Source organism: Halobiforma lacisalsi AJ5, from assembly GCF_000226975.2.
Classification (GTDB): domain Archaea; phylum Halobacteriota; class Halobacteria; order Halobacteriales; family Natrialbaceae; genus Natronobacterium; species Natronobacterium lacisalsi.
Genome location: NZ_CP019285.1, coordinates 3,124,558 through 3,145,883, shown reverse-complemented (window position 1 = coordinate 3,145,883; position 21,326 = coordinate 3,124,558). Strand labels below are relative to the sequence as shown.

At 67.6% G+C, this 21,326-nt stretch carries 21 protein-coding genes; 6 read left to right on the top strand and 15 right to left on the bottom strand.

Annotated elements, in window-relative coordinates; translation table 11 throughout:
• The first annotated feature begins 3 nt into the window (after positions 1-3).
• Positions 4-1,275 carry an Asp-tRNA(Asn)/Glu-tRNA(Gln) amidotransferase subunit GatA gene (gene gatA, locus CHINAEXTREME_RS15285; RefSeq protein WP_007142651.1) on the top strand — a complete coding sequence of 424 codons (1,272 nt, stop codon included), beginning with the start codon at positions 4-6 and terminating at the stop codon, positions 1,273-1,275.
• A 290-nt stretch (positions 1,276-1,565) separates the two neighbouring features.
• Positions 1,566-2,351 carry a formate/nitrite transporter family protein gene (locus tag CHINAEXTREME_RS15280; RefSeq protein ID WP_007142650.1) on the top strand — a complete coding sequence of 262 codons (786 nt, stop codon included), beginning with the start codon at positions 1,566-1,568 and terminating at the stop codon, positions 2,349-2,351.
• A gap of 56 nt (positions 2,352-2,407) precedes the next feature.
• On the opposite strand, the gene CHINAEXTREME_RS15275 is transcribed toward CHINAEXTREME_RS15280, so the two are convergent.
• From CHINAEXTREME_RS15275 to CHINAEXTREME_RS15225, 11 genes are all read right to left on the bottom strand, one after another.
• Positions 2,408-2,758 carry a helix-turn-helix transcriptional regulator gene (locus CHINAEXTREME_RS15275; RefSeq protein WP_007142649.1) on the bottom strand — a complete coding sequence of 117 codons (351 nt, stop codon included), beginning with the start codon at positions 2,756-2,758 and terminating at the stop codon, positions 2,408-2,410.
• A 72-nt stretch (positions 2,759-2,830) separates the two neighbouring features.
• Complete coding sequence (locus CHINAEXTREME_RS15270) at positions 2,831-3,649, bottom strand: NRDE family protein (protein WP_007142648.1); 819 nt, start codon at positions 3,647-3,649, stop codon at positions 2,831-2,833.
• A 52-nt stretch (positions 3,650-3,701) separates the two neighbouring features.
• Entirely contained in the window at positions 3,702-5,333 is a 1,632-nt protein-coding gene (locus tag CHINAEXTREME_RS15265) for a class I adenylate-forming enzyme family protein (protein ID WP_007142647.1), read from the bottom strand.
• On the bottom strand, positions 5,330-6,442 hold the full coding sequence (locus CHINAEXTREME_RS15260; RefSeq protein WP_007142646.1) for a mandelate racemase/muconate lactonizing enzyme family protein: 1,113 nt from the start codon (positions 6,440-6,442) through the stop codon (positions 5,330-5,332). The genes CHINAEXTREME_RS15265 and CHINAEXTREME_RS15260 overlap by 4 nt, the downstream gene beginning before the upstream one ends.
• Position 6,443: 1 nt before the next feature.
• Complete coding sequence (locus tag CHINAEXTREME_RS15255) at positions 6,444-7,391, bottom strand: 1,4-dihydroxy-2-naphthoate polyprenyltransferase (protein ID WP_007142645.1); 948 nt, start codon at positions 7,389-7,391, stop codon at positions 6,444-6,446.
• A 77-nt stretch (positions 7,392-7,468) separates the two neighbouring features.
• Positions 7,469-8,158 carry a hypothetical protein gene (locus CHINAEXTREME_RS15250; protein ID WP_007142644.1) on the bottom strand — a complete coding sequence of 230 codons (690 nt, stop codon included), beginning with the start codon at positions 8,156-8,158 and terminating at the stop codon, positions 7,469-7,471.
• Positions 8,155-9,354, bottom strand: a complete 1,200-nt coding sequence (locus tag CHINAEXTREME_RS15245) for an iron transporter (protein ID WP_007142643.1) — start codon at positions 9,352-9,354, stop codon at positions 8,155-8,157. Before CHINAEXTREME_RS15245 ends, CHINAEXTREME_RS15250 begins: the two co-directional genes overlap by 4 nt.
• A gap of 8 nt (positions 9,355-9,362) precedes the next feature.
• Positions 9,363-10,670, bottom strand: coding sequence for a DUF7405 family protein (locus CHINAEXTREME_RS15240; RefSeq protein WP_007142642.1), 1,308 nt, complete (start codon positions 10,668-10,670; stop codon positions 9,363-9,365).
• A 73-nt stretch (positions 10,671-10,743) separates the two neighbouring features.
• Positions 10,744-11,637, bottom strand: a complete 894-nt coding sequence (locus CHINAEXTREME_RS15235; RefSeq protein ID WP_007142641.1) for a 1,4-dihydroxy-2-naphthoyl-CoA synthase — start codon at positions 11,635-11,637, stop codon at positions 10,744-10,746.
• 157 nt (positions 11,638-11,794) lie between these two features.
• Positions 11,795-12,529, bottom strand: a complete 735-nt coding sequence (locus CHINAEXTREME_RS15230) for a DUF7345 domain-containing protein (protein WP_007142640.1) — start codon at positions 12,527-12,529, stop codon at positions 11,795-11,797.
• Positions 12,530-12,531: 2 nt separating this feature from the next.
• On the bottom strand, positions 12,532-13,284 hold the full coding sequence (locus CHINAEXTREME_RS15225; protein WP_007142639.1) for a hypothetical protein: 753 nt from the start codon (positions 13,282-13,284) through the stop codon (positions 12,532-12,534).
• 413 nt (positions 13,285-13,697) lie between these two features.
• Here CHINAEXTREME_RS15225 and CHINAEXTREME_RS15220 point away from each other — a divergent pair, with 413 nt between their 5' ends.
• A complete protein-coding gene (locus CHINAEXTREME_RS15220; RefSeq protein WP_007142638.1) occupies positions 13,698-14,678 on the top strand; it encodes a DnaJ domain-containing protein in 981 nt (326 codons plus the stop codon).
• A gap of 20 nt (positions 14,679-14,698) precedes the next feature.
• Here the strand turns inward: CHINAEXTREME_RS15220 and menD are convergent, their stop codons facing one another.
• The 3 genes from menD to CHINAEXTREME_RS15205 are packed head-to-tail and all read right to left on the bottom strand — an operon-like array spanning position 14,699 to position 18,550.
• Positions 14,699-16,498: a 2-succinyl-5-enolpyruvyl-6-hydroxy-3-cyclohexene-1-carboxylic-acid synthase gene (gene menD, locus CHINAEXTREME_RS15215; protein ID WP_007142637.1), complete on the bottom strand. Its 1,800-nt coding sequence runs from the start codon at positions 16,496-16,498 to the stop codon at positions 14,699-14,701.
• Between the two features lie 4 nt (positions 16,499-16,502).
• Entirely contained in the window at positions 16,503-17,915 is a 1,413-nt protein-coding gene (locus CHINAEXTREME_RS15210) for an isochorismate synthase (protein WP_007142636.1), read from the bottom strand.
• 32 nt (positions 17,916-17,947) lie between these two features.
• Positions 17,948-18,550, bottom strand: a complete 603-nt coding sequence (locus CHINAEXTREME_RS15205; protein ID WP_007142635.1) for a sulfite oxidase-like oxidoreductase — start codon at positions 18,548-18,550, stop codon at positions 17,948-17,950.
• A gap of 269 nt (positions 18,551-18,819) precedes the next feature.
• On the opposite strand from CHINAEXTREME_RS15205, the gene CHINAEXTREME_RS15200 reads away from it, so the two are divergent.
• From CHINAEXTREME_RS15200 to CHINAEXTREME_RS15190, 3 genes are all read left to right on the top strand, one after another.
• Positions 18,820-19,119, top strand: coding sequence for a hypothetical protein (locus CHINAEXTREME_RS15200; protein WP_007142634.1), 300 nt, complete (start codon positions 18,820-18,822; stop codon positions 19,117-19,119).
• A 312-nt stretch (positions 19,120-19,431) separates the two neighbouring features.
• On the top strand, positions 19,432-20,682 hold the full coding sequence (locus CHINAEXTREME_RS15195) for an RNA-guided endonuclease InsQ/TnpB family protein (RefSeq protein WP_007142633.1): 1,251 nt from the start codon (positions 19,432-19,434) through the stop codon (positions 20,680-20,682).
• Positions 20,683-20,793: 111 nt separating this feature from the next.
• Entirely contained in the window at positions 20,794-21,024 is a 231-nt protein-coding gene (locus tag CHINAEXTREME_RS15190; protein ID WP_007142632.1) for a ribbon-helix-helix domain-containing protein, read from the top strand.
• Here CHINAEXTREME_RS15190 and CHINAEXTREME_RS21910 read toward each other — a convergent pair.
• Entirely contained in the window at positions 21,021-21,191 is a 171-nt protein-coding gene (locus tag CHINAEXTREME_RS21910) for a DUF7550 family protein (RefSeq protein ID WP_007142631.1), read from the bottom strand. The genes CHINAEXTREME_RS15190 and CHINAEXTREME_RS21910 overlap by 4 nt on opposite strands.
• Positions 21,192-21,326 lie beyond the last annotated feature (135 nt).

Below are 21,326 nucleotides of genomic sequence, written 5' to 3'. Positions count from 1 at the left end.
TCTATGTCGGACGCAAACATCTTCATCACCGAGGAATCGATCGAAGGCGACGAGGACGGCCCCCTCGCCGACACGACCGTCGCCGTCAAGGACAACATCTCCACCGAGGGCGTCCGGACGACCTGCGGCTCCGAGATGCTCGCCGACTACGTTCCGCCGTACGACGCGACGGTCGTCTCCAGCCTGAAAGAGGCGGGTGCGACGGTCGTCGGCAAGACGAACATGGACGAGTTCGGCATGGGGACGACGACCGAAACCTCCGCGTTCGGGCCGACCGACAACCCCGCCGCGCCGGGTCACGTGCCGGGCGGCTCCTCGGGCGGTTCGGCGGCGGCCGTCGCGGCCGGCGAGGCGGACGTCGCGCTCGGGTCCGACACCGGCGGCTCGATCCGCTGTCCTGCAGCCTTCTGCGGCGTCGTCGGCATCAAGCCCACGTACGGCCTGGTCTCGCGGTACGGCCTCGTCGCCTACGGCAACAGCTTAGAGCAGATCGGCCCCTTCGCAAACACCGTCGAGGACGCGGCCGAACTCCTGGACGTGATCGCCGGCAGCGACGAACGCGACGCGACCACCCGCGATGCGGGAGACGAAACCGACTACGCCGACGCCGCCACCGGCGACGTCGACGGCCTCTCGATCGGCGTCCCCACCGAACTGCTCGAGGGTGCCGACGAGGGCGTCGTCGAGACCTTCTGGGACGCCATCGCGGACCTCGAGGATCGGGGCGCGGAGTACCACGAGGTCTCGCTGCCCTCCGTCGAACACGCCGTCGAGGCCTACTACGTGATCGCGATGTCCGAGGCATCCTCGAACCTCGCGCGGTTCGACGGCGTCCGGTACGGCCACTCGGGCGGCTACGACGGCAACTGGAACGAGGCGTTCTCGAAAGCACGCGAGGAGGGCTTCGGCGACGAGGTCAAGCGCCGCATCCTCCTCGGAACCTACGCCCTCTCGGCGGGCTACCACGACAAGTACTACAAGAAGGCACAGGACGCCCGCGCCTGGGTCAAGCAGGACTTCGACGAGGCCCTCTCCGAGGCCGACGTCCTGGCGTCGCCGACGATGCCCGTCCCCCCGTTCGAACTCGGCGAGAGCCTCGACGATCCCCTCCAGATGTACCTCGCGGACGCGAACACCGTCCCGGTGAACCTCGCGGACCTGCCCGCGATCTCGGTACCGGCGGGCGAAACCGACGGACTGCCGGTCGGCCTGCAACTTATCGGCCCCGCGTTCGGCGAACGAGAGTTGATCCGGGCCGCGAGCGCGCTCCCCTAATTTTTACACGCGTGTAGCAACCACAGGCGTCCCGAACGGTTCGCCCGAGTGGGCGCGCAAAAATCCCGGGGGATCAGGCAGTCGAGTTCGATGGGTTCTCGCGAGCGTACGACCTGATCGAGGGCTATTTCTGTTATTATCACAGAACCCATCAGTCAGAAATCACACACCTATGCTTGGCGCGACGAGCAGCGATCGCTCGATAGCGTCCTGTCGCCCACCGCCGAGCCCTCGACGGCCATGGCGTATTCATGTCGTCCCGTTATGTGTCACAAAAGCGCAATATCTGTGTGCCCATCGCCCCAGACCCCGACGAAATATTCGACCGGGCAGTCGAGGAAGGTGAACGGCGGCTCGACCAGTCGTTTCTCGAGCTGACGGCGACCAGCTTCATCGCCGGGTTCACGATCGTCTTCGGCATCGCCACGCTCGGCGTCGTCGACGCACTGGTCGAACCCCAGTTCGGCGAGGTAGCGCATATCGCGGGCGCACTCACGTTCGCGACCGGCGTCGTCTTCCTGGTCGTCGGCCGAACGGAGCTGTTCAACGAGAACTTCTTCGATCCAGCCGCGAAGGCGGTCGCTCAGGACGGCTCGTGGCTGCTCGGGCCGCTCCTCCGGCTGTGGGCCCTCACCCTCGTCGTCAATCTCGTCGGGGGGTTCCTCTTCGCGCTCGTCTTCGCCGTCGAGGGCGTCCTCCCGTCGGGGTCGGCACACGCGCTGGCGCGGACCGCCGAGGAGATCGTTCACCGGCCGACACGGGGGATGTTCGCGAGCGCCATCGTCGGCGGTGCGCTGGTGAGTCTCCTGTCGTACCTCCTCGAGGCCGTCAACAGCGTCCGGAGCCGCATCACGATGGCGTACATCGTCGGGTTCCTGCTAGCGCTTGGCCCCTTCGACCACGTGGTCGTCACCGCGATTCACGTCTTCTTCGGGTTCCTCTTCGACGCGGCGATCGGCTACGGCGCGCTCGGGGAGACGGTCGTCGTCTCGACCGCGGGCAACCTCGTCGGCGGCATCGGTCTTGTCACGTTCACACACGTCGCTCAAGTGCGGGGCGCGGAGGACGACGACTGACCGGTCTCCTCACTCGAGGAACCGAACGATTGCCGGCGAAAAGCAGCGGTCCCCGACTACTCCTCGTAGGCGAGGTTCATGATCCACTGCGAGAAGGCGTCGCTCTGTGGATCGATCTCCTCCTCGCCGATAAACGGCGAGAGCATGTCCCCGGCCATCAGCAGCCGGAAGTCCAGGTCGCGAGCCGTCGGGCTGATGTAGTAGGTGTTGTGTCCATCGTAAACCGTCTCCTCGCGGTCGACCAAGTCCTTCTCGACGAGCGATTCGACGATGCGGCTCCCCTTGCGCGAGGAGACGTCCAGTTCCTTCCAGAAGTCGCTCTGGTGGATCCCGCCGGTCTCGCGAACGAGCTCGAGCCCGGCGCGCTCGTCCTCGGTCAGCTCTTCTTCCGCCGCTGAGACGCTCACGGTGACCACCCCTCCGTGCTCGACGCGACAGGCAGGAGTTCGTCCATGTCCATATGAGATGCGGGGAGCCGCTTAAATGTGCCCTTCGCCGTCGACTTCGCGGCTAATTCCGAGCGAACGCGCCGCGGGTTCGTACTCGGTCCGACAGGGCGGCCCGTCCGCGAACGAGTAGCGAGCCGATGGAGCGTCGCCGTCGCCGGCCGAGCCGAGCGCGATCAGTGACGACGACCGCGTGCCGAACCCGTCCTCGTGGATACAGACGCCGTACTCGTGGTCGCCGAGGACGTCACCGGCGCGCTCGAGCCAGCCGTCGGCCGTCTCGATCGGCTCGCCCGAGGCATCGGCGTCGGTCTCGACCGCGAGTTCGCGACGCACCGTCCGGGCGTTTTCCGCCTGTGCTCGCGCGGCCTCGGTCCTGATCGGCGGGATCTCCGCGTCATCGTCTATCGCGACGTTGACCACGACGTGGACCCCGGGCTCGAAGGTCGTCCGGGTTAGCTCGCCGTCCCAGGCGTAACAGTAGGCGTTGTCGGCGTCCGCCACGACCAGGTTGAACCCGTCGTACTCGGCTTCGTTCGTCGCCGACTCGACGACCTCGGCAGCCTCCCGCGCGGACGTCGCGGCGAGGACGTCGGCGACGAGCAGTCCGCGCGAGCGCTCTCCCGCGAGATCGGCCCCGAGCCACCGGTTCGTGATCCCGGCGAAGACGCCGTGTTCGTTGTAGCCGATCCAGGTGCCGCCGGCCTCGGCGTCCTGCGGTGCGATAACGAGCGGGTCCTCGCGGTAGACGTCCGGCGGCAGCGAGTCGCGCTCGAGGGCCTCGTCGCGGTTCGCCGCGACGGCGACGGGTGCGTCCTCGAACACCTGCCACGCGAGCGTAAGCGTACACACGGTCTCACGTAGGACGGCCAGCGTCTTTACACCGGCGACGATGCGGATCCGCTCAGCGCCCGGAACCGGCCCGATCCTCGAGGTGAGCCGCGTCGAGGCCGTCCTCGAGCAGGCGTTTGCGAACCGCGTCGCGGTCGACCGTCCCCGAAGCCGTTCGCGGCAACTCGTCGGCGACGGCGAGGGTCTTCGGTCGCTTGAACCCCGCGAGGCGGTCGTCGCAGTGTGTGAGGACCGAGGCGTACTCGAGGTCGTCGCCGGTCGGAACGAGCAGCGCGCTCACCCGTTCGCCCCACTCCTCGTCCGGGAGACCGACGACGGCCGCCTCGTCGACGGCCGGGTGCTCGAGAAGCGCGTCGACGACCTCGCCCGGGTCGACGTTCTCGCCACCCGTGACGATGCGGTCGCTGCGCCGGTTGAGGATCCGGAGGCGGCCGCCCTCGTCGCGGTACCCCACGTCGCCCGTGTGCAGTCCGCGCTCGTCGAACGCCGCCTCGGTCACCGCGGGCTCGAGGTAGCCCGGCGTCACCGTCGGGCCGGCGACGACGAGTTCGCCCGGCTCGCCCGGTTCCACGGGGTCCCCGTCGTCGTCGACGACCGACACCTCGGTGCCGACCAGCGGCCGGCCGACGGTGCCCTCGTACCGGCGCACCTCGTCGGGGGTCGCCGTCGCGATCTGGGAGGCCGTCTCGGTCATCCCGTAGGTCGGATGGACGGGTACCCCGCGATCGAGACAGCGCTCGAGCAAGTCGTCGGTGGCGGGCGCACCGCCGAGGAGGACGAACCGCAGCGTGTCGGGTGGCTGCCACCCGTCCTCGCCGTCCCCGTCGCTGCCCCTGTCGCACTCGAGCAGACGCTTGCACATCGTCGGGACGAGCGAGACGCCGGTCACGTCGTACTCCTCGAGCACGTGGGCGGTCTCGCGGGCGGTGAACTCGCGCTGGATCACGACGGTCGTCCCGTACAGCGTCGAGCGAATCACGGGCGCGAGCCCGCCCATGTGGTACATCGGGAGACAGCAGAGCCAGCGGTCCGCGGGGTCGACGCCCAGTCGGAAGGCCGAGGCCGTCGCGCTGGCGACGAGGTTCGCGAGGGTCAGTTCGACGCCCTTCGGGTCGCCGGAGGTCCCCGACGTGAACATGATCAACTGGGTGGTCTCGGGGTCGATCCTGCCGCGCGTGTCTGGTTCGGGGGCAGCATCGGTCGCGTCTCCGTCCTCGAGTACATCGAGGGATCGAACGCCGTCGTCCACCCGCTCGGGGTCGTCGGCTGACGCGACCGAACACCCTCCAGCGCGGTCGGCGAGTTCGACCGCCGTCGACTCGGTCCCGCGCTCGCAGACGATCGCCTCGAGGGACGTCCGCTCGACCTTGTCGGCGAGTTCCGGCACCGTCTCGCGGACGTTCAGCGGGACGACGGTCGTCCCCGTCCGCACCGCGGCGAAGAAGACGACGGCGAAGGCGGGCCGGGTATCCATGAGGACGCCGAGTCGATCAGGCGGGGGTTCGCCGTCTCCCAACTCGCCGAGGACTCGAGCAACCCGGTCGACCCGCCGATCGAACGCCGCATAGGTCCACTCCCGGTCGGTCTCGACGTCGATCAGTGCTGTGGCGTCCGGCGTCGCCGCTGCGCGTGCCGAGAGCGGGTCTCGTTCCGGAACCTCGCCCGGCCTCGAGAGCGGGATCATTCCGGCCACACCCCGTCGACGCCGATGCCCTTCGCCTGCGGGACGAGCGCGGCCCCGTTCTCGAAGACGACCGGATCCCGCCCGAGGTCCTCGGCCAGCAGGTCCGCAGTCGCGAGTCCGCAGGCCGGCACGTCCGGAATCGCCGCCGCGAGGTGGACGGCCGCGGTCCGGGCGACCACCCCGTCGATCGTCGTCGTCACGAGCGGCGTCAGCCCGAACTCGCTCACCCAGGCCGCGACCTCGCGGGCGACGTCGACCCCGCCCAGGGCCATCGGTTTCAAAACCACGACGTCGGCCGCGCCGGCCTCACAGATGCGATCGACGCCGTGCTCGAGCAGGCCCTCGTCGAGCGCGATCCCGACGTCGCCCGCCTCTTCGCGGAGCGCGGCGTGACCCCCTAACGCGCCGGCGGGAAGCGGCTGTTCGAGGACGGAAACGCCGAGGTCGTCGAGCGTCTCCAGGGCGCGTTCGGCCTCCTCGTAGGTCCAGGCCTCGTTGGCGTCGACCCGGAGTTCGACGTCGGACCCGACGGTGTCCCGGACGCGGCGGACGCGCTCGAGGTCGTCCTCGAGGGAGCGCATACCGACTTTCAGTTTACAGCAGTCGAAGCCACCGTCGACCGCTTCGCGGGCCGCCACAGCGGTTTCCGGTGCGGCGGCGTCACCGACGGTCGCGTTGGCCCGGACCCGGCCGATCATCGACTCCTGGCCGAGGTGGCGATACAGCGGCGTCGCCGTACGGGACGCCTCGAAGTCCGCGAGGGCAAGCGAGACGGCGTGGCGCGCCGCGACCTGTTCTTCGACCGCGGCCAGCGCCGCGCCCGGACCGTCGTTGCGGATCGCCGTCCGGGCACGCTCGAGGGCCGCTTCGCAGTCGTCGTCGGACTCGGTCCAGCCGGCGAGGGGGGTCGCTTCGCCGTAGCCGACGGTCGACGTCGTGATCGCGCTCCCATCCGATCGCTCCGCGATACGGACCAGAAACCCGTCGCGGGACTCGATCGCACCGCCCGCGGTCTCGAGCGGCTCCGCGAGCGGCAGTGAGAACGATCGGACCTCGAGTTGGAGGTCGAGATCGTCCAGTCCCGTGCCGCCGTTCGTCTCAGTAGTCATCTCAGATCACCAGTCCCGCCGCGAACAGAAGCGAGTGAATCGCGAGCAGTTTGCCGGTCCCCTCCAGTGCGGGGTTCAGCGCATCGCCGTCGGTTCGCGTACAGACCGTCCGGGCGACGGCTGCGGCGTAGGGCAGGGTCAGGAGGGGCAACAGGACGACCGGCCCGAACCCGCTCGCCCTCGAGATGGGCCAGAACCACAGCGGTGCGAGGTACGCGAGCGCGATCAGCGCGACGTACTCGACGCGGCTCACCCGGTAGCCGAACCGCACCGCGAGCGTTCGTTTCCCGGTTTCGGCGTCGGTCTCCCTGTCGCGGATGTTGTTCACGACCAGGATCGCCGTCGAGATCCCCGCCACGGGGAGGCTGGCGACGAACGCCTCGAGCGTGACGGTTCCGTCCGGCACCGACGTCATCAGCGGCCCGACCGGGGCGACTGCGGCCGCCTGCACGTAGAAGGTCCCCATCACGGCAACGATCCCGAAGAAGACGAAAACGAAGAGATCGCCCAGGCCGTGGTAGCCGAGCGGGTACGGGCCGCCGGTGTACGCCCAGCCACACAGGACGCTGACGAGTCCGATGACGAGGATCGGGAGGCCGCCGACGTAGACGAGATACGTGCCCGAGAGGATCGCCAGGCCGAAAGTGACGATCGTGGCGAGTTTGACCCGTTCGGGCGGGATGAGTCCCGATTGCGTGACTCGAGTGAACCCGTCCCGGTCCTCCGTGTCCGCCCCCTTGATCGCGTCGTAGTAGTCGTTCGCGAAGTTGGTCCCGATCTGGATCAGCGCCGCACCGACGAAGGCCATCAGGGCCGGCAGCGGCGCGAAAACGCCCTCGTGGACCGCAAGTCCTGTCCCGACGATGACGGGACCCGCGGCAGCGGGCAAGGTCTGAGGGCGTGCCGCCATCAGCCACGCCTTCGTTCGTGACGTCTCGACCTCGGTCATGCCTATACCTCGAGTGTCCGACTCGCGAGAGTGTCAACGTTGGCATTGCGACCGACGAACCGGGTGGGACGAGTTCGTCAGCGCCGCCACACCGACCGGCCGATCGCTGCCAGGGTCGCGGTGAGGGCGACGGCCGCGAGCACCGCACCGGCTCCGAACCCGGGAGTGGGGATGGCGTCGGTGACTCCACCTTCGGCCTCGCCCGGGTTCTCGGCGGCTTCGACCGCGACAGTGGCATCCCGGACCGTCGTCCCCTGCGGATAGTCGGTAACGAGGATCGCCGACGTCTCTGCCACCTCGATCGTCTCGTTCGCCGTCCGCGCGTCCGGCGCGACGTCGAACCGAACGGTCGCCGCCGGGGCAGTCGTCGCCGCACCGTCTCCTGACGGGTCGCGTTCCTGCTCGATCGTCACCGTGCCGTCTCCGTCATCGACGGTCGCCGAGCCGTCGACCGACGCGTCCGGGTCGCCCTGGGCGAGCATCCCCTCGTGTGTGATCTCCGCGACCGAGAAGACCGCCGGGTCGTAGGCCAGGGTTGCCGACAGTTCGTCGATCCCGTTACCCGCGTAGTCGCCGTGAGTGCCGACGACCAGCGATAGCTCGACCGTCCCGCCCGACTCCGCGTCGATCTCGGCCGGCTCGAGGGCGAAGATCGCGACGTTGTCGCCCGCCGCGGCCGGGATCGCGAACGTGCCCGTGACGATAGCGAGAGCGCAGGCGAGCGCCAGGGCGAGCGCGACTCCAGCGCGACCGAACGCTCCGCTCACCGGTCGGACACCTCGAGTTCGACCGGCGGCATCTCGAGGAACGCGGTCTCGTACCCCTGGTGGCGGGCGACCTGCGGCGGCGACTCGAACGTGATCGTCACGGCGTCACCCGGTCGGACGTCGGCGAGCGACGCGCCGTAGTGGTGGCCGACCTCGCCGTCGACGGCCCCCTCGAGGGGAACTTCCGACGCGATGGGCTCGCCGTCGCGTTCGACGGTCGCGGAGAGAAACGCGTGGGGCAACGGAACGCCGTTGTACGGCGTCCGCAGCGAGACGAGCAGATAGGGGTCGGCGGCGAACCGGTTGCCGGACTCGACGAGGGTCGCGAGAACGGCTGTGTCGCCGCTCCGAGGGAGTTCCACGCCGTCGTCGTCCTCGGCTGCGACGAGTGCCGTCCCCGGGTACTCGTCGGCCGATGGTCCGTCCCCGGTTCCTCCCGTCGCAGCGTCCATCAACTCGAGCGCGTCCCGCCGCCCCCACTCCTCCTCGTCGAGATAGTCGACGCCGCCGACAACCCCCTCGCGAAACGCGTCGTCGTAGGTAAACTCGAACTCCGCGGTCGCACGCTCCTCGAATCGCCCCTCGAGGTCGCCGGTCGTCCGGGTCGAGAGCGGCGGCAGCGTGATCTCGACGCGGTAGGTCCCATCCCCCGGCAGCGAGACGTTGTCGCCGAAGTGAAACCCCATCTCCTGGGAGATCATCGGCCACGGGGAACGCGGGCCGCCGACCGGTTCGCCGTCCGCGGAGATTTCGATCCTGGCCCCGTCTCCGACTGGGAGCACGATGTCGGTCTTCGCGTCCCGAAGGACGAACATCAGGTGGACGCCGCGGCCGTCGTCGGGCACCTCGCGGGACACGTCGTCCTCGCCGGTCCCGCCCGTCACCAGCCAGAACGGGTGCGGATAGGAGAGCATCGGGACGATGGTGTAGTCACCGGCCTCGAGGGGGTCGACGGTCCGCATCGCCTCCCGGTGGGTCGGCAGGTAGACCGCGTCCGGCGGCTCCTCGACCTCCCGGAAGGCGGGGCCGACCTCGAGGTCCGCGTCTTCGACCTCGTCTCCATCGCCGCCCTCGCTCGCGTCGTCGTCGTCGTCCGATCCCTCGTTCGTACACCCCCCAACGGTGAGGGTCCCGGCTGCGACGCCGGTCACGAACGTTCGTCGGTCGATCCTGTCGAAGGTGGTCCGATCTCGCATAGTCAGTCTCAGCTCCGTCCCGGGTCCGGCACTGGCAGCGCCCGCAGCGACCGCGGCGGCAGCAGATAGTTCCCGCGCCGGTCGACGAAGACGTAGTGACGGATCCCGTTGTTCGCCGTCGGAACCCCCAGGTCCTCGCCGACCATCGCCTCCCGGACGCGGGCGAAGTCGGCGATGGTCCGCTGCAGGGAGAGGAAATGAATCCCCGGCCGGTCGCCGTCGACGGTATTGAAATCGCGCCGCAGCAGCGGAGGGTCGCCGTCCTCCCGCGCTCGCGCTGCCTTCTGGGCGTGGCCGACCACGCCGTGTTCGCGGGCGTCCGCGGCGGTCGAATCGATCCGCTCCTCGGTCAGGCCGTTCGAGGCCTCGAGGGCCTCGCCGTACTCGCCGACCAGGTCCCTCTCCGCGTGTTCCCGACTGAACAGCTTCGAGACGCGCTGGAAGTGGTTGTCCTGTTCGAACCAGGCCTCGAGCTGGAGGGCCATCGTCGTGATCTGCTGGGTCGTCCCACCCGCGAACGGCCCCGACTCGATCGTCACTCGGTCCTCGGTCGCCTGGCTGCGCCGGAATCCCGAGCGAAAGCCCATGAAGAACGGCGCTTCCACCGGGATCGAGTTCGGAACGCCCGGGACGTCAGTGTGTTCGGCCGGGAGACCCTCACCGACGAACCCGGTCCGACGCCGCTCCGGGAGCGGGTCGACAACGGCCGTCGGGTCCGCCTCGAGGGCGATACCGTTGACCGTCTCACGGTCGCCGAACAGCGCCTCCTCGGCCTCGAGGACGACCGCCGCCTCGTCGCTCGCCAGGTGGAGGACGGCATCGTGTGCGTCGACCGCGGGGTCGCCGCCGGGAAACAGCGGTTCGGGGTCGGGGAGGGAGTCATCGGGCAACGGCTCGTCGAACCGATCGAAGTACTCCGGAGTGTACCCCAGCGTAAACAGCAGTCCCTCGTTGCTGCGTTCGTACGCGCGCTCGAGCGTTCGCAGCGCCGTCTCGAGGGTCTCCCGTGCGTCGTCACTCGGCGGGACGTCGACCCCGTCGGCGAGCGAGAGCGCGACCAGCACGTGGTGTTCCGGCGGGCGAACGTTCCCGCCCTCGTCGGTCGGGAGGGCTTCGTTCCAGGCGTGCTGTCGCTCCGGCAGCGCGGCCGGGTCTGTGCCGGACGGCACGGACACGGCGTTCGAACCCCCTGCTCCGTCGCCGTCGGCCCCGAGATCGAGACACGCGCCGAGCGCACTCACACCGCCGACGGCGACCAGCGCACGGAGATGCTCGCGCCGGGAGAGCCCGGAGCGATCGGTGTCGGGGAGCGTCACGGCACGCACTTCGAGAGTCGGGTGGAAATGGTTTGCTCCCAACAGCTACCGGACGACGCCCGTCAGTAGTCCGTCAGTAGTGCCACGGATAGTCGTCGAACTCCGGTTCGCGGCCCTCCACGAACGCGTCCCGCCCCTCCTTCGCCTCGTCGGTCATGTAGCCGAGTCGGGTCGCCTCGCCGGCGAAGACCTGCTGGCCGACCATGCCGTCGTCGGTCATGTTGAACGCGTACTTGAGCATCCGCATCGCCGTCGGGCTCTTGGCGTTGATCCGCTCGCCCCACTCGAGGGCGGTCTCCTCGAGTTCTTCGTGCGGGACGACCTCGTTGACCATGCCCATCTCCTCGGCTTCGGCGGCATCGTAGGTCTTCCCGAGGAAGAAGACCTCACGGGCCTTCTTCTGGCCGATCTGTTTGGCGAGGTACGCCGAACCGAAGCCGGCGTCGTAACTCGCCACGTCGGGATCGGTCTGGAGGAACTTCGCGTGGTCCTCGCTGGCGAGCGTGAGATCGCAGACGACGTGCAGCGAGTGGCCGCCGCCGACAGCCCAGCCCGGGACGACACAGACGACGACCTTCGGGATATGGCGGATGAGCCGCTGGACCTCGAGGATGTGCAGGCGGCCCTGTTCGGACGCTCGTTCTTCGTCACCCTCGTACTGGTAGCCGTCCTCGCCGCGGATCGTCTGATCCCCGCCGGAACAGAACGCCCAGCCACCGTCCTTCGGCGAGGGACCGTTCCCGGTCAGCAACACGCAGCCCACGTCGGTCTGTCGTTTGGCGTGTTCCAGGGCGTCGTAGAGTTCGTCGACCGTCCCGGGGCGGAAGGCGTTGCGCACCTCGGGGCGGTCGAACGCGATCCGGACCGTTCCGGAGTCGACGGCGCGGTGGTACGTGATATCCCGGAAATCGGCGTTCAGGTCCTCGATCGGCTCCCAGCGATCGGGGTCGAAGAGTTCCGATACCATCTGTCTTGCCTCGAGTTTGGCGACGGCGACGTGAAATAGGTTCGCGTGTCGGTTCGCGATGGATCAGACGGGCTGCTGTAGCGGCGTTCCGTCCCCAGGACAGCTACCGCGACACCTAACGGGTACTCGGCGACGAGGACTCGAAAAACGGACGCCGCTACTCGGCTCGCGACCGTCGACCCGCCGCGCGTCTCGCCAGTCCGACCCCGGCGACTATCGCGACCAGCGCGACGCCGACGCCGAACCCGGGCAGTTTGTCACCGGCTCCGGCACCGGTCTCGGTTTCACCGTCGGCTTCCGTGTCGACTCCCTCGAGCGAGAAGGCCATCTCGAAGCCGCTCAGATCCGTTCCGGCGTCCCACGAGGCTCGGTGCTCCGATTCCTCGTCGGGTTCGTGGGAGACGCGTTCGATCGTCGACCCGTCCGGACCGGCGACGACCAGCGGCTGGTCGGCTTCGAACCCGCTCGCGAACGGTTCGGCCACGACGAGCGTATCGCCGTCGGTCTCGGCGAAGTCGGTCCACGTGACCGAGACCGTCACGATACCGCGCTCGCCTTCGGTCCGGACGTCGATCGACTCGTCGGTGATCGTCGTCGCACCGTCCTCACCGACCCCGTCGGCAACCGACGCCATCCGCTCAGCGAACCGATCGCGCAGTTCGTGCTGGGCGCTTTCGTCGTTCTCTAGCGATTCGAACGCCGCACGCTCCGTTTCGTCGCTCAACTCGTACACGGTGACCAGGGATACCGTCGCGTCGCCGGTGGTCTCCACGGCGACGTGTACGGTCGATTCGTCGGGATCCTCGATCCCGGTCGTCGCCGCTACGGGAGTCACGAGGACGCTCGCGAGTAGCAACGAGGCGACCGCGACGACTGCGATTGACCGCGGCATGGTTAGCGACCGTGCTCGTCACCGTCGGCCTCGGCGTCCCGTTCGTCCTCGGTCTCAGTCTCGTCGTCCTCGGCGTCTCGTTCCTCATCGGTCCCGTCGTCCGAGTCGGAGCCGTCACCCTCCGGTTCGCTATCCTCCTCAGCATCCGGTCGGTCGGGCGTTCGATCGTCGACGACCGACGTCCCGACGTCCTCGCCCGCGATCGATTTCGCGAGTTCCGCCGTCTCCGGCCCGCCGAGTTCGCTCGCCCGGTCACGCAGTTCGTGAATCGCGTCCACGTCGATGCCCTGCTCGGCCAGGACGTCCTCGGGGAGTCCGTCAGCGGTCTCCCCGACCTGCTCGGCCGCTCGCTCGGTGTTTGCCTTCTCGGCCTCGATCGTCGCCACCTCGGCCCTGTACTCGCCTTCGCTGATCTCACCCCCTTCGCGCGCCCGTTCCAACTCCTCGAGTTCCGCCTCGTGGTCCTCGAGGCGGTCTCGGATCTCGTCGAATCGCTCGTCCACGACGTCGGCTTTCGCCTGGTCCGTCCGAGCGGTCGCGATTTTCACGCCGTACGTGCGCTCGTCCAGTTCGCCGTCTATTTCGGCGGTTTGGACGCCAACGACGCCGGCCATCCGTTCGCCGGGCTCGACCGATTCGTTCGCCGTCTCGGTTTGCGTGTCGGTACCATCGAACGCGGCAGCCGCACCGAGCGGGAGCGCCGCCAGCGCGGTCACCAGCGCGATCGTCAGGAAGATCGTTCGGATTCGGGTCATTGCGATCTCTCCTCGGTCACTCACCTCAATATATACCGAAGTCGTTGACTCCGGCTCAACGATATTTTCCCCGTATTGAGGCTGTTTCCACCGACCTTTTCCCCCGATTTCCCGATTTACTCCGGTTTGGTGGACGTTTTCGTCGCTCGACGGCTGATCCGGGAGCGCTCTATCACAACCGGAATCCGGCGCGGGTTGTGGCGACACAGCGCGAGGGCTGTCTCCGTTTCCGACTACCGGTTCCACCGACGATCCCCCTCGAGGAACTCGACCGCGAACGCCTTCGTCCGGATCTCAGCAGTCATCGATCTCCATTTCGTATATCCCTATACAGTTCATTCGGGTGATGGCGGACGAGCGCGGTAACCCGCGGCGACAGTAGCGTTTTTATCGCGGCGACGAAACCGGATCGCGTGGCCGAGACGTACTACGACGTTCTCGAGGTCGACCCCGACGCCACCCCGGCGGAGATCGAGGCCGCCTACCGGGAGCGAGTCCTCGAGACCCATCCGGACCAGAGCGACGACCCGGACGCCGCCGAGGAGTTCCAGCGGGTCGCCGAAGCGGAGTCGGTGCTCGGGGACGAGGCCGAACGCGCTCGCTACGATCGCCTCGGCCACGAGGCGTACGTCGAGTTAGCCGACGGACCGGCGACGGCCGATAGCGGCGAGCGCGACGGGTCGACTGGAGACGAGGATCCGTCGGCCGACCCAGGCCGCGGGACCGCCGACGGCGCGCGCGGGACGAATACCCGCACCCGCGGGACGGGTCGACGCGGATCGACCGCCAGCCAGACGGGGACCTCGAGCGGCAGATCCGGCCGCCGAGGAGGCCGTCGACGTACCGGCAACCGGAGTCGGTGGCAGGAGGTCTACGAGGAAGTCAACCGGGAAACGGCTGGGACCGGGACGTCCGAGCGGGCGAACCCGGGGAAGGGGTTTTCGACCCCCGAGGGAGCGTCGGCCGCGGAAACGGACGCTGGGACCGGCGAAGCCGGGACCGAATCCGCCGCGGACGACGGCTACGCGGTCCACGACTGGGACGACGACGTCGACCTCGAGTGGCAGGGACGGCCGCTCACGCGATCCGCGGCGGTGACGCTCGCCTGTCTCTGGGCGCTGTACCCGCTGTTCGTCTACTCGAGCGTCACCCCCGTGTTCGCGACCTGGACCAACGCCGTCGTCGCGGCGTGTACGCTCGCGTTCGTGGCCTACGCGCTTACGTTCCCCAGGGTCGCGACCGCGATGTTCGGGTTCTGGAGCCTGGTGATTCCGACCGTGGTGGTCCGGACCGCGATACTGTCGCCGTTCTCGCTTCGCGGCGCGGCGACGATCGCGTTCGCCTGGATCCCGTTCGGGTACGCGATCGTCGTCTGGTGGGCGTTGCGGCCCTGAAGGCCGTCGAGAGAAGCCGTCTACTCGTCCCGTTCGACCGCGTTCGAGACCCGCCGCGCGAGTTCCTCCCGCCGACGATGGCTCGTCTCCGCGTCGAACGAAACCGAAAGCACCTGTGTCCCCGTCCGCTCGAGCGACCGCTCGTAGGCGTCCGCGAACCCGCCGGGCGACACCGACTCGAACTCGAGGCCGTAGAGGTCCGCGAGCGCGTCGAACTCGAGGCCGTGGGGCGTCTTGAACTGGTCGGTAAACGGCGGATCGAACTCCTCGATCGGGAGTTTGTGGAAGATGCCGCCGCCGTCGTTGTCCAGCAGGACGATCGTCGCGTCAACGTCACAGCGGTCGACCGCGAGCAACCCGTTCGAGTCGTGGTAGAAGGCGAGGTCGCCGGTGACGACCACGAGCGGTTCGTCGGCGGCGCTCCCGGCGCCGAGGGCCGTGCTCGCGATGCCGTCGATGCCGCTCGCGCCGCGGTTCGAGAGGACCGTCAGGTCGGCGTCCCGGGGTTTGCCGAACCGGTCGGCGTCCCTGACGGGCATGCTATTCGAGACGAAGATCGTCGCGGGATCGGGCGCACGCTCGAGGACGGACGCGAGGACGGCCCCCTCGAAGGGCGTCTCCGCGAGAGCATCGCGGGTCCGGGCGTCATCCCGGAGCTTCCAGTGACGGCGCTCCGCGGCATCGAAGCGGGATCGCCACGCGTCGTTCGTTCCGTTCTCGTCGGTCTCGAGTCCGTCGAGGACCTCGAGGACGGCTTCGACGACCGACTCCGGCCGTGCGGCGAGCAGATCGGTTGCAGTGAACGTCGCCTCGCGCCACGCGCCCGCGGGGTCGATCAAGAACTGGCGCGCGTCGGCGTCCCGCAGCGCGTGGCGCAGGGGTTTCGAGGTCGGCGACGCGCCGAACCGGAGGACGACGTCGGGATCGACGACCGCGTCGGCGTAGGCGTCGTAGCCGCCGTAGACCGGGCCGTCCTCGACGTGCGGGCCGAACCGGAGCCCGGAGAGCGGATCCGCGAGCAGCGGCGCGCCGATCCGCTCGGCGAGTTCGACCGCTCGATCGGGCTCGAAGTCCCGGAGATCGGCCGGATCGGCCGGCCCGGCGACGATCAGCGGGCGGTCGGCATTCGCGAGCGCGTCCGCGACGGGGCGTGCCCGCTCGAGTTCGAGGGTCACGTCCCCGCGATCGACGTCGACGAACGGTCCCTCCCGGCCGCGGCCGGCGAGCGTTTCCGCGAACGACTCCGGGACGGAGCCGGGGAGTTCGGTCGGCTCGAGCGGTTTCCGGAACGGACAGTTCAGGTGGACCGGTCCGGGTTCGGGGCCGCCGGTCTCGGCGAGGGCGCGCGCGGCGGTCGTCCGGAGACTCCTGACTTTCCGCTCGTCGGCTTCCGGTTCGGGTAGCTCGGCGAACCAGCGGACGGCGTCGCCGTAGAGTTTGGTCTGGTCGATCGTCTGGTTCGCGCCGCTGTCGCGCAGTTCGGGCGGCCGATCCGCCGTCAGCACGAGCAGCGGCACGCGGGCCTGGTTCGCCTCGATCACCGCGGGGTGGAAGTTCGCCGCGGCGGTGCCCGAGGTACAGATCAACGCCGTCGGCTCCCCCGTCCGGCGCGCACGGCCGAGCGCGAAGAAGGCGCTCGATCGTTCGTCCAGGTGCGAGTAGACGTCGATCTCCGGGTGTTCTGCGAAGGCGACCGTCAGCGGCGTCGAACGGCTTCCCGGGGCGATACAGACGGCCTCGAGGCCGCCGGCGGCGAGTTCGTCGGCGAGCGTCCGTCCCCACAGGGTCGCGGGGTTCGGGCTCGGGGTGGAATCGGTCATCGTATTAGCGGAGTTCGTCGAGAATCGAGCGTAGCTTCAACTGGACTTCCTCCCATTCGTCGTCGGGATCGCTGTCGGCGACGATGCCGTTGCCGGCGAACAGTGTGATCTCGTCCCCGCGGGCGACGCCCGAGCGGATGCCGACCGCGAACTCGCCGTCGCCATGGGCGTCGAACCAGCCGACCGGCGCGGCGTACCAGCCGCGAGCGAACGATTCCGTCTCGCGTATCGTCTCCCAGGCAGTCGCGGGGGGAACGCCCCCGACGGCCGGGGTCGGGTGCAGCGCCTCGGCGAGTTCGAGCACGTGCCGATCCGCGTCGAGTTCGGCGTCGATCGGCGTCCTGAGGTGCTGGATCGTCGCCAGCTTCCGGACCTCGCGGTCGGCGATCGTGAGTTCCCGGGCCAGGGGCTCGAGTTGCTCCCGGATCGACTCGGCGACGAGGCCGTGCTCGCGCCCGACCTTGTCGCTGTCGAACAGCCGCTCGGCGTGTTCGTCGTCCTCCTCTGGCGTCTCGCCGCGGGGGGCCGAGCCCGCCAGGGCCTCGGTCTCGACCCGAGTGCCGGTTTTCGCGACCAGCCGCTCGGGCGGTGCGCCGAAGAAGGTCCTGCCGACCTCGTGGCCGACGAGGAAGCGATAACAGTTCGGGTAGCGACGACGCAGCCGCTCGAGGGCCGCCGCGACGTCCAGGTCGGCCGCCAGATCGACCGAAAGCGCCTGTGCGAGCACGACCTTGGTGAGTCGGCCGTCGGCGATCCGCTCGAGTGCGGTCTCGACCTGATCGGTCCACTCGCCGGGCGAGGTGCTGCGACGGGTGTCGGCGATGCCAGGACCCGACCCGCTCGGTCGCATCGCAGGCATTTCGGCCAGCCGGTCGGTCCACCGCTCGAGACGATCCTCGGCCGCGTCGGCCGACTCGGCGACGGCGGTCAGCCAGGTCCCGTCGTCGCTTCTGACCACGAGAATCTCGGGGATGACGAAGGAAGCCGCGTCGAACCCGGTCCAGGGGTCGGCGGCAGGGTCGTGCTCGTCGTGGAAGGCGAACCCGCCGAACGCGCGCGGTCGGGCGACCGCTGGCCCGTCGTGCTCGAGGGTCGCGAACAGTCGATCCGCGCGCCGGCGAACGGTATCGAACCGGTCGGGACCGGCCGCCGTGATCTCGGCGACTGCCCCGCGACCGACGACCTCGAGGCCAGCGGGCGTCGCCCACTGGATCCGCGTCTCGGCGTCCGTATCGACTATCGCGCCGAAAGAAACGTCCTCGTCCTCGAGGTCCCGGCTCCGGGCGACGAGTTCGCGAGTGTCGCCAGCGGATTCGGTCCCGCCTTCGGTTCGGGTGTCGGTCTCGGTGTCGGTCTCGGCCGTAACTCGGCCTCGCTCCGGCTCCCGGTTCCGGCCCTCGCCCGACGTCCTCTCCATCGAACGGGGTTCAGGACCGCCGCGCCTTCAGCCTAACTATATCGCTCCTCTTCCCAGGGGTTGGCCGTCTCCGAATAGCCGCGCCGCTCCCAGTAGCCGAGTTCGGGTTCGGTGAGGAACTCGACGCCGTCGACCCACTTGGCCCCCTTGTAGGCGTACTTGTGGGGGGTGACGACCCGGAGCGGGCCGCCGTGGTCCGCCGGCAGTTCCTCGCCGTCGAACGCCCACGTGAACAGGACTTCCTCGCGCATGCAGTCCTCGAGGGGGAGGTCCGTCGTGTACCCGTCGAGCGCCGAGAACAGGACGTGGCAGACGTCGTCGTCGAGGCCCGCCCGCTCGGCGAGTTCGGGGAACGGAACCCCGGTGAACTCGCAGTCGAACTTGCTCCAGCCCGTTACGCAGTGAAAGTCCTGGCGTTGTGTCTCGCTTGGCAGGTCGCGGAACTCGTCCCAGGAGAAGGTCAGTTCCTCGTCGACGGCCCCGGTGACGGTGAACTCCCAGGTTTCGGGATCCCAGTCGGGAGTGGAACCCTTCGAGAGGACCGGAAACGCGGTCGTCTCCCGCTGTCCCGAGGGGAGCCGGTCGTCGCCGAACTCCTGATAGAGGTCCGTGACGTCGATGGCGTCGTCAGTCATACGCGTAGGTTAGTGGGGACGACCGTAGATGTGACGCCTTCTCGTTCGACCGAAGACGTCGAACTCCCTCTCAGCGGCGTGTCACTTGCGAGCGACGCCACCTCCCCTCGAGCATGACGGTTGGGGCGCGTAACGACGAATTTCCGCCCCAGTGGCGGGATCGAAACGATTCGAAACACGTCGAAACGGTCGTCTCCTCGTCACAAGTCGAGGGATTCCTCACGAAACCCTCGCCACCCCTTAGTACAGTCTCGACTACGCTCATCTGTATGGCAAGTAGACAGCAGCTACCCGAACGGGAAGTCACGGAACAGGCAGCAGAAGAAGTCGGCGAGGAAGCCATGGGCCCTGCGGCCATCGCGTCGGCGGCATCCGTGGGCCTCTCCCTTTACTACTTCTTCATCCGCGGAGAGCGCCAGCTCGGCACGTTCATCGGCCTCTGGCCGCCGACGATTCTCGCGTTCGCGAGCTACTTCAACCAGCGGAAGATGCTCAACAAGCTGCAGTCGATCACCCAGCCGGGGACGTCGCTGCGGAACGCCATCGACTCGATGATGGGGAACCGCTAACGCCGGGGGCCCGATTCGGGCCGCACGGACGCGGGCCTGCAGGTTCGGTCGACGGAGAGTCGGAAATCGCAACTGTCACCGTGTCCAGCTCTGCGACTTCACCCTGATCAGCGGACGGAATCGGTCGATCGCTGCGGGGCCGGGGCGGTCCGTCGACGCCGTTTTTCGATCTATCTTTGGACAGCGAGAGAATCCCACCGTTTACGGTGGGCGTGAATCGCGTCGTTGGATGACACAATCCACTGTCGGTAGCAGGCTGGATATTCCACGATAATCCGCACCATTAAGTTGGATTATCAACATAGGCTATACATGGTGATCGAGGTCACTCGTACTTACGTTGGCTCTATCCAGAACCAGCGACAGGTCTGCGATGGCCTCGATTCGCTCGGAGACTCCGCCTCGAAGATCTGGAACGTCGCACGCTGGACAGCCGACCGCATCTGGAACGCAACAGGAGAAATCCCATCTGAAGGCGTCCTGAAAGCGTATATGAAGACCCAATCATGCTGGAAAGATTTGAACGCACAATCCAGTCAGAAAGTCATCGAAGAACTTTCTGATGCTTTCCAGTCGTGGTTCGATCTGCGACAGACAGACGACGAGGCGAATCCGCCCGGCTACCGCAAACACGGCGATGACCGACCCAAGAGTACGGTCACGTTCAAAGCAGACGGGTTCAAACACGACCCAGAGAACAACCGCGTCCGACTCTCGAAAGGGTCGAATTTGAAAGAAGGGTGGTCGGACTTCATCCTCTGTGAGTACCAGACCCGGCCAGACGTTGACCTCTCGGAAGTCACCCGAGTGCAGAACGTTCGTGCCGTCTGGAACGGTAACGAGTGGGAACTGCACTTCGTCTGCAAAGTCGAACGCGAGACCAATGACTCGGCAGGCGACAGCGTAGCAGGGATCGATCTCGGAATCACGAATATCGCCACGGTTGCATTCCCTGACGAGTACGTCCTGTACCCCGGGAACTCGCTTAAGCAAGACAAGCACTATTTCACCCGAGCAGAGTACGAGACTGAGGGTGAGAACGGCCCGTCAGAGAAGTCGATGTGGGCACGCAGGAAACTCGCAGACCGCGAGACGCATTTCTACCACGTTCTCACGGACACCATCATCACCGAGTGTGTCGAACGTGATGTTGGCACGCTCGCGGTGAGCTGGCCTGAAGACGTGCGGAACTCAGACTGGGGCAAAACGGGGAACAAGAAGTTGCACTCGTGGGCGTTTGACCGCATCTACCAGTACCTCGCGTACAAGGGTGAGATCCGTGGCGTCGAGGTGCTGAAGGAGAACGAGTGGAACACCTCGAAGACCTGCTCACGGTGTGGTGACGACACGAAGTCGAACCGTGTCGAACGTGGCCTGTACGTCTGTTTGTCGTGTGAGTTGGTAGCCAACGCAGATTGTAACGGAGCGGAGAACATGCGCCAGAAGATAACTCCGAGTCCTCACGGCGAGGATAGGAGTAACGGCTGCGTGTCACAGCCCTCGACACACCTGTTCGACCGCGAGAGCGGGACATTCAAACCGAGAGAACAGGTCGTGTCGTAGACCAGCAAATATCCCACCCACGGTACGGGAAGCCGCGTCCTTCAGGGCGCGGAGGATGTCACGTTTGTTCCCCGTCAAACCTAAATACCCCCTCGCCGAAAGCGGAATCAGATGCCGAAAGTAGAGATCACCATCCCGGAACACCTCGAGATGCAGATCGCCCAGATGGTCGAACGCGGTGAGTTCGTCAACCGCGAGGAGGCCATCGAGGACCTCCTGTCGACGGGCATCAAAGCCTACAAGACCAGCGGGCCGATGGACGAAGAGGAGGGAGCTACCGGTGGCGGTACCGGCCTCGAAGACGACGGAATGATGGGCCACGACGACGAGTACGTCTTCTAAAACGCGATCAGCGGTATTCCGAACGCGACCGCGACGCCGATCAGCATGACGACGAAGCCGACGGTGACGTCGCTCGCCGTGTACTCGCTCATCGGTGCCGTCGTTCGTTCGTCCTCGAGGTCGTGACCGACGTCTGCGGCCGAGTCGTGGTCGGTGTCGTCTGCCATGTCCGGGCGTTGTCCCCTCGAGGTCTTAAAAACACCTACACGCTGCGAGCGGCGGCTCCGACCAGTACGGTCGGTCGCTGACGGGGAAGATCGGACGCGAGGCGAAGCGTCGTGTCACCCGGAGATATTTACCGC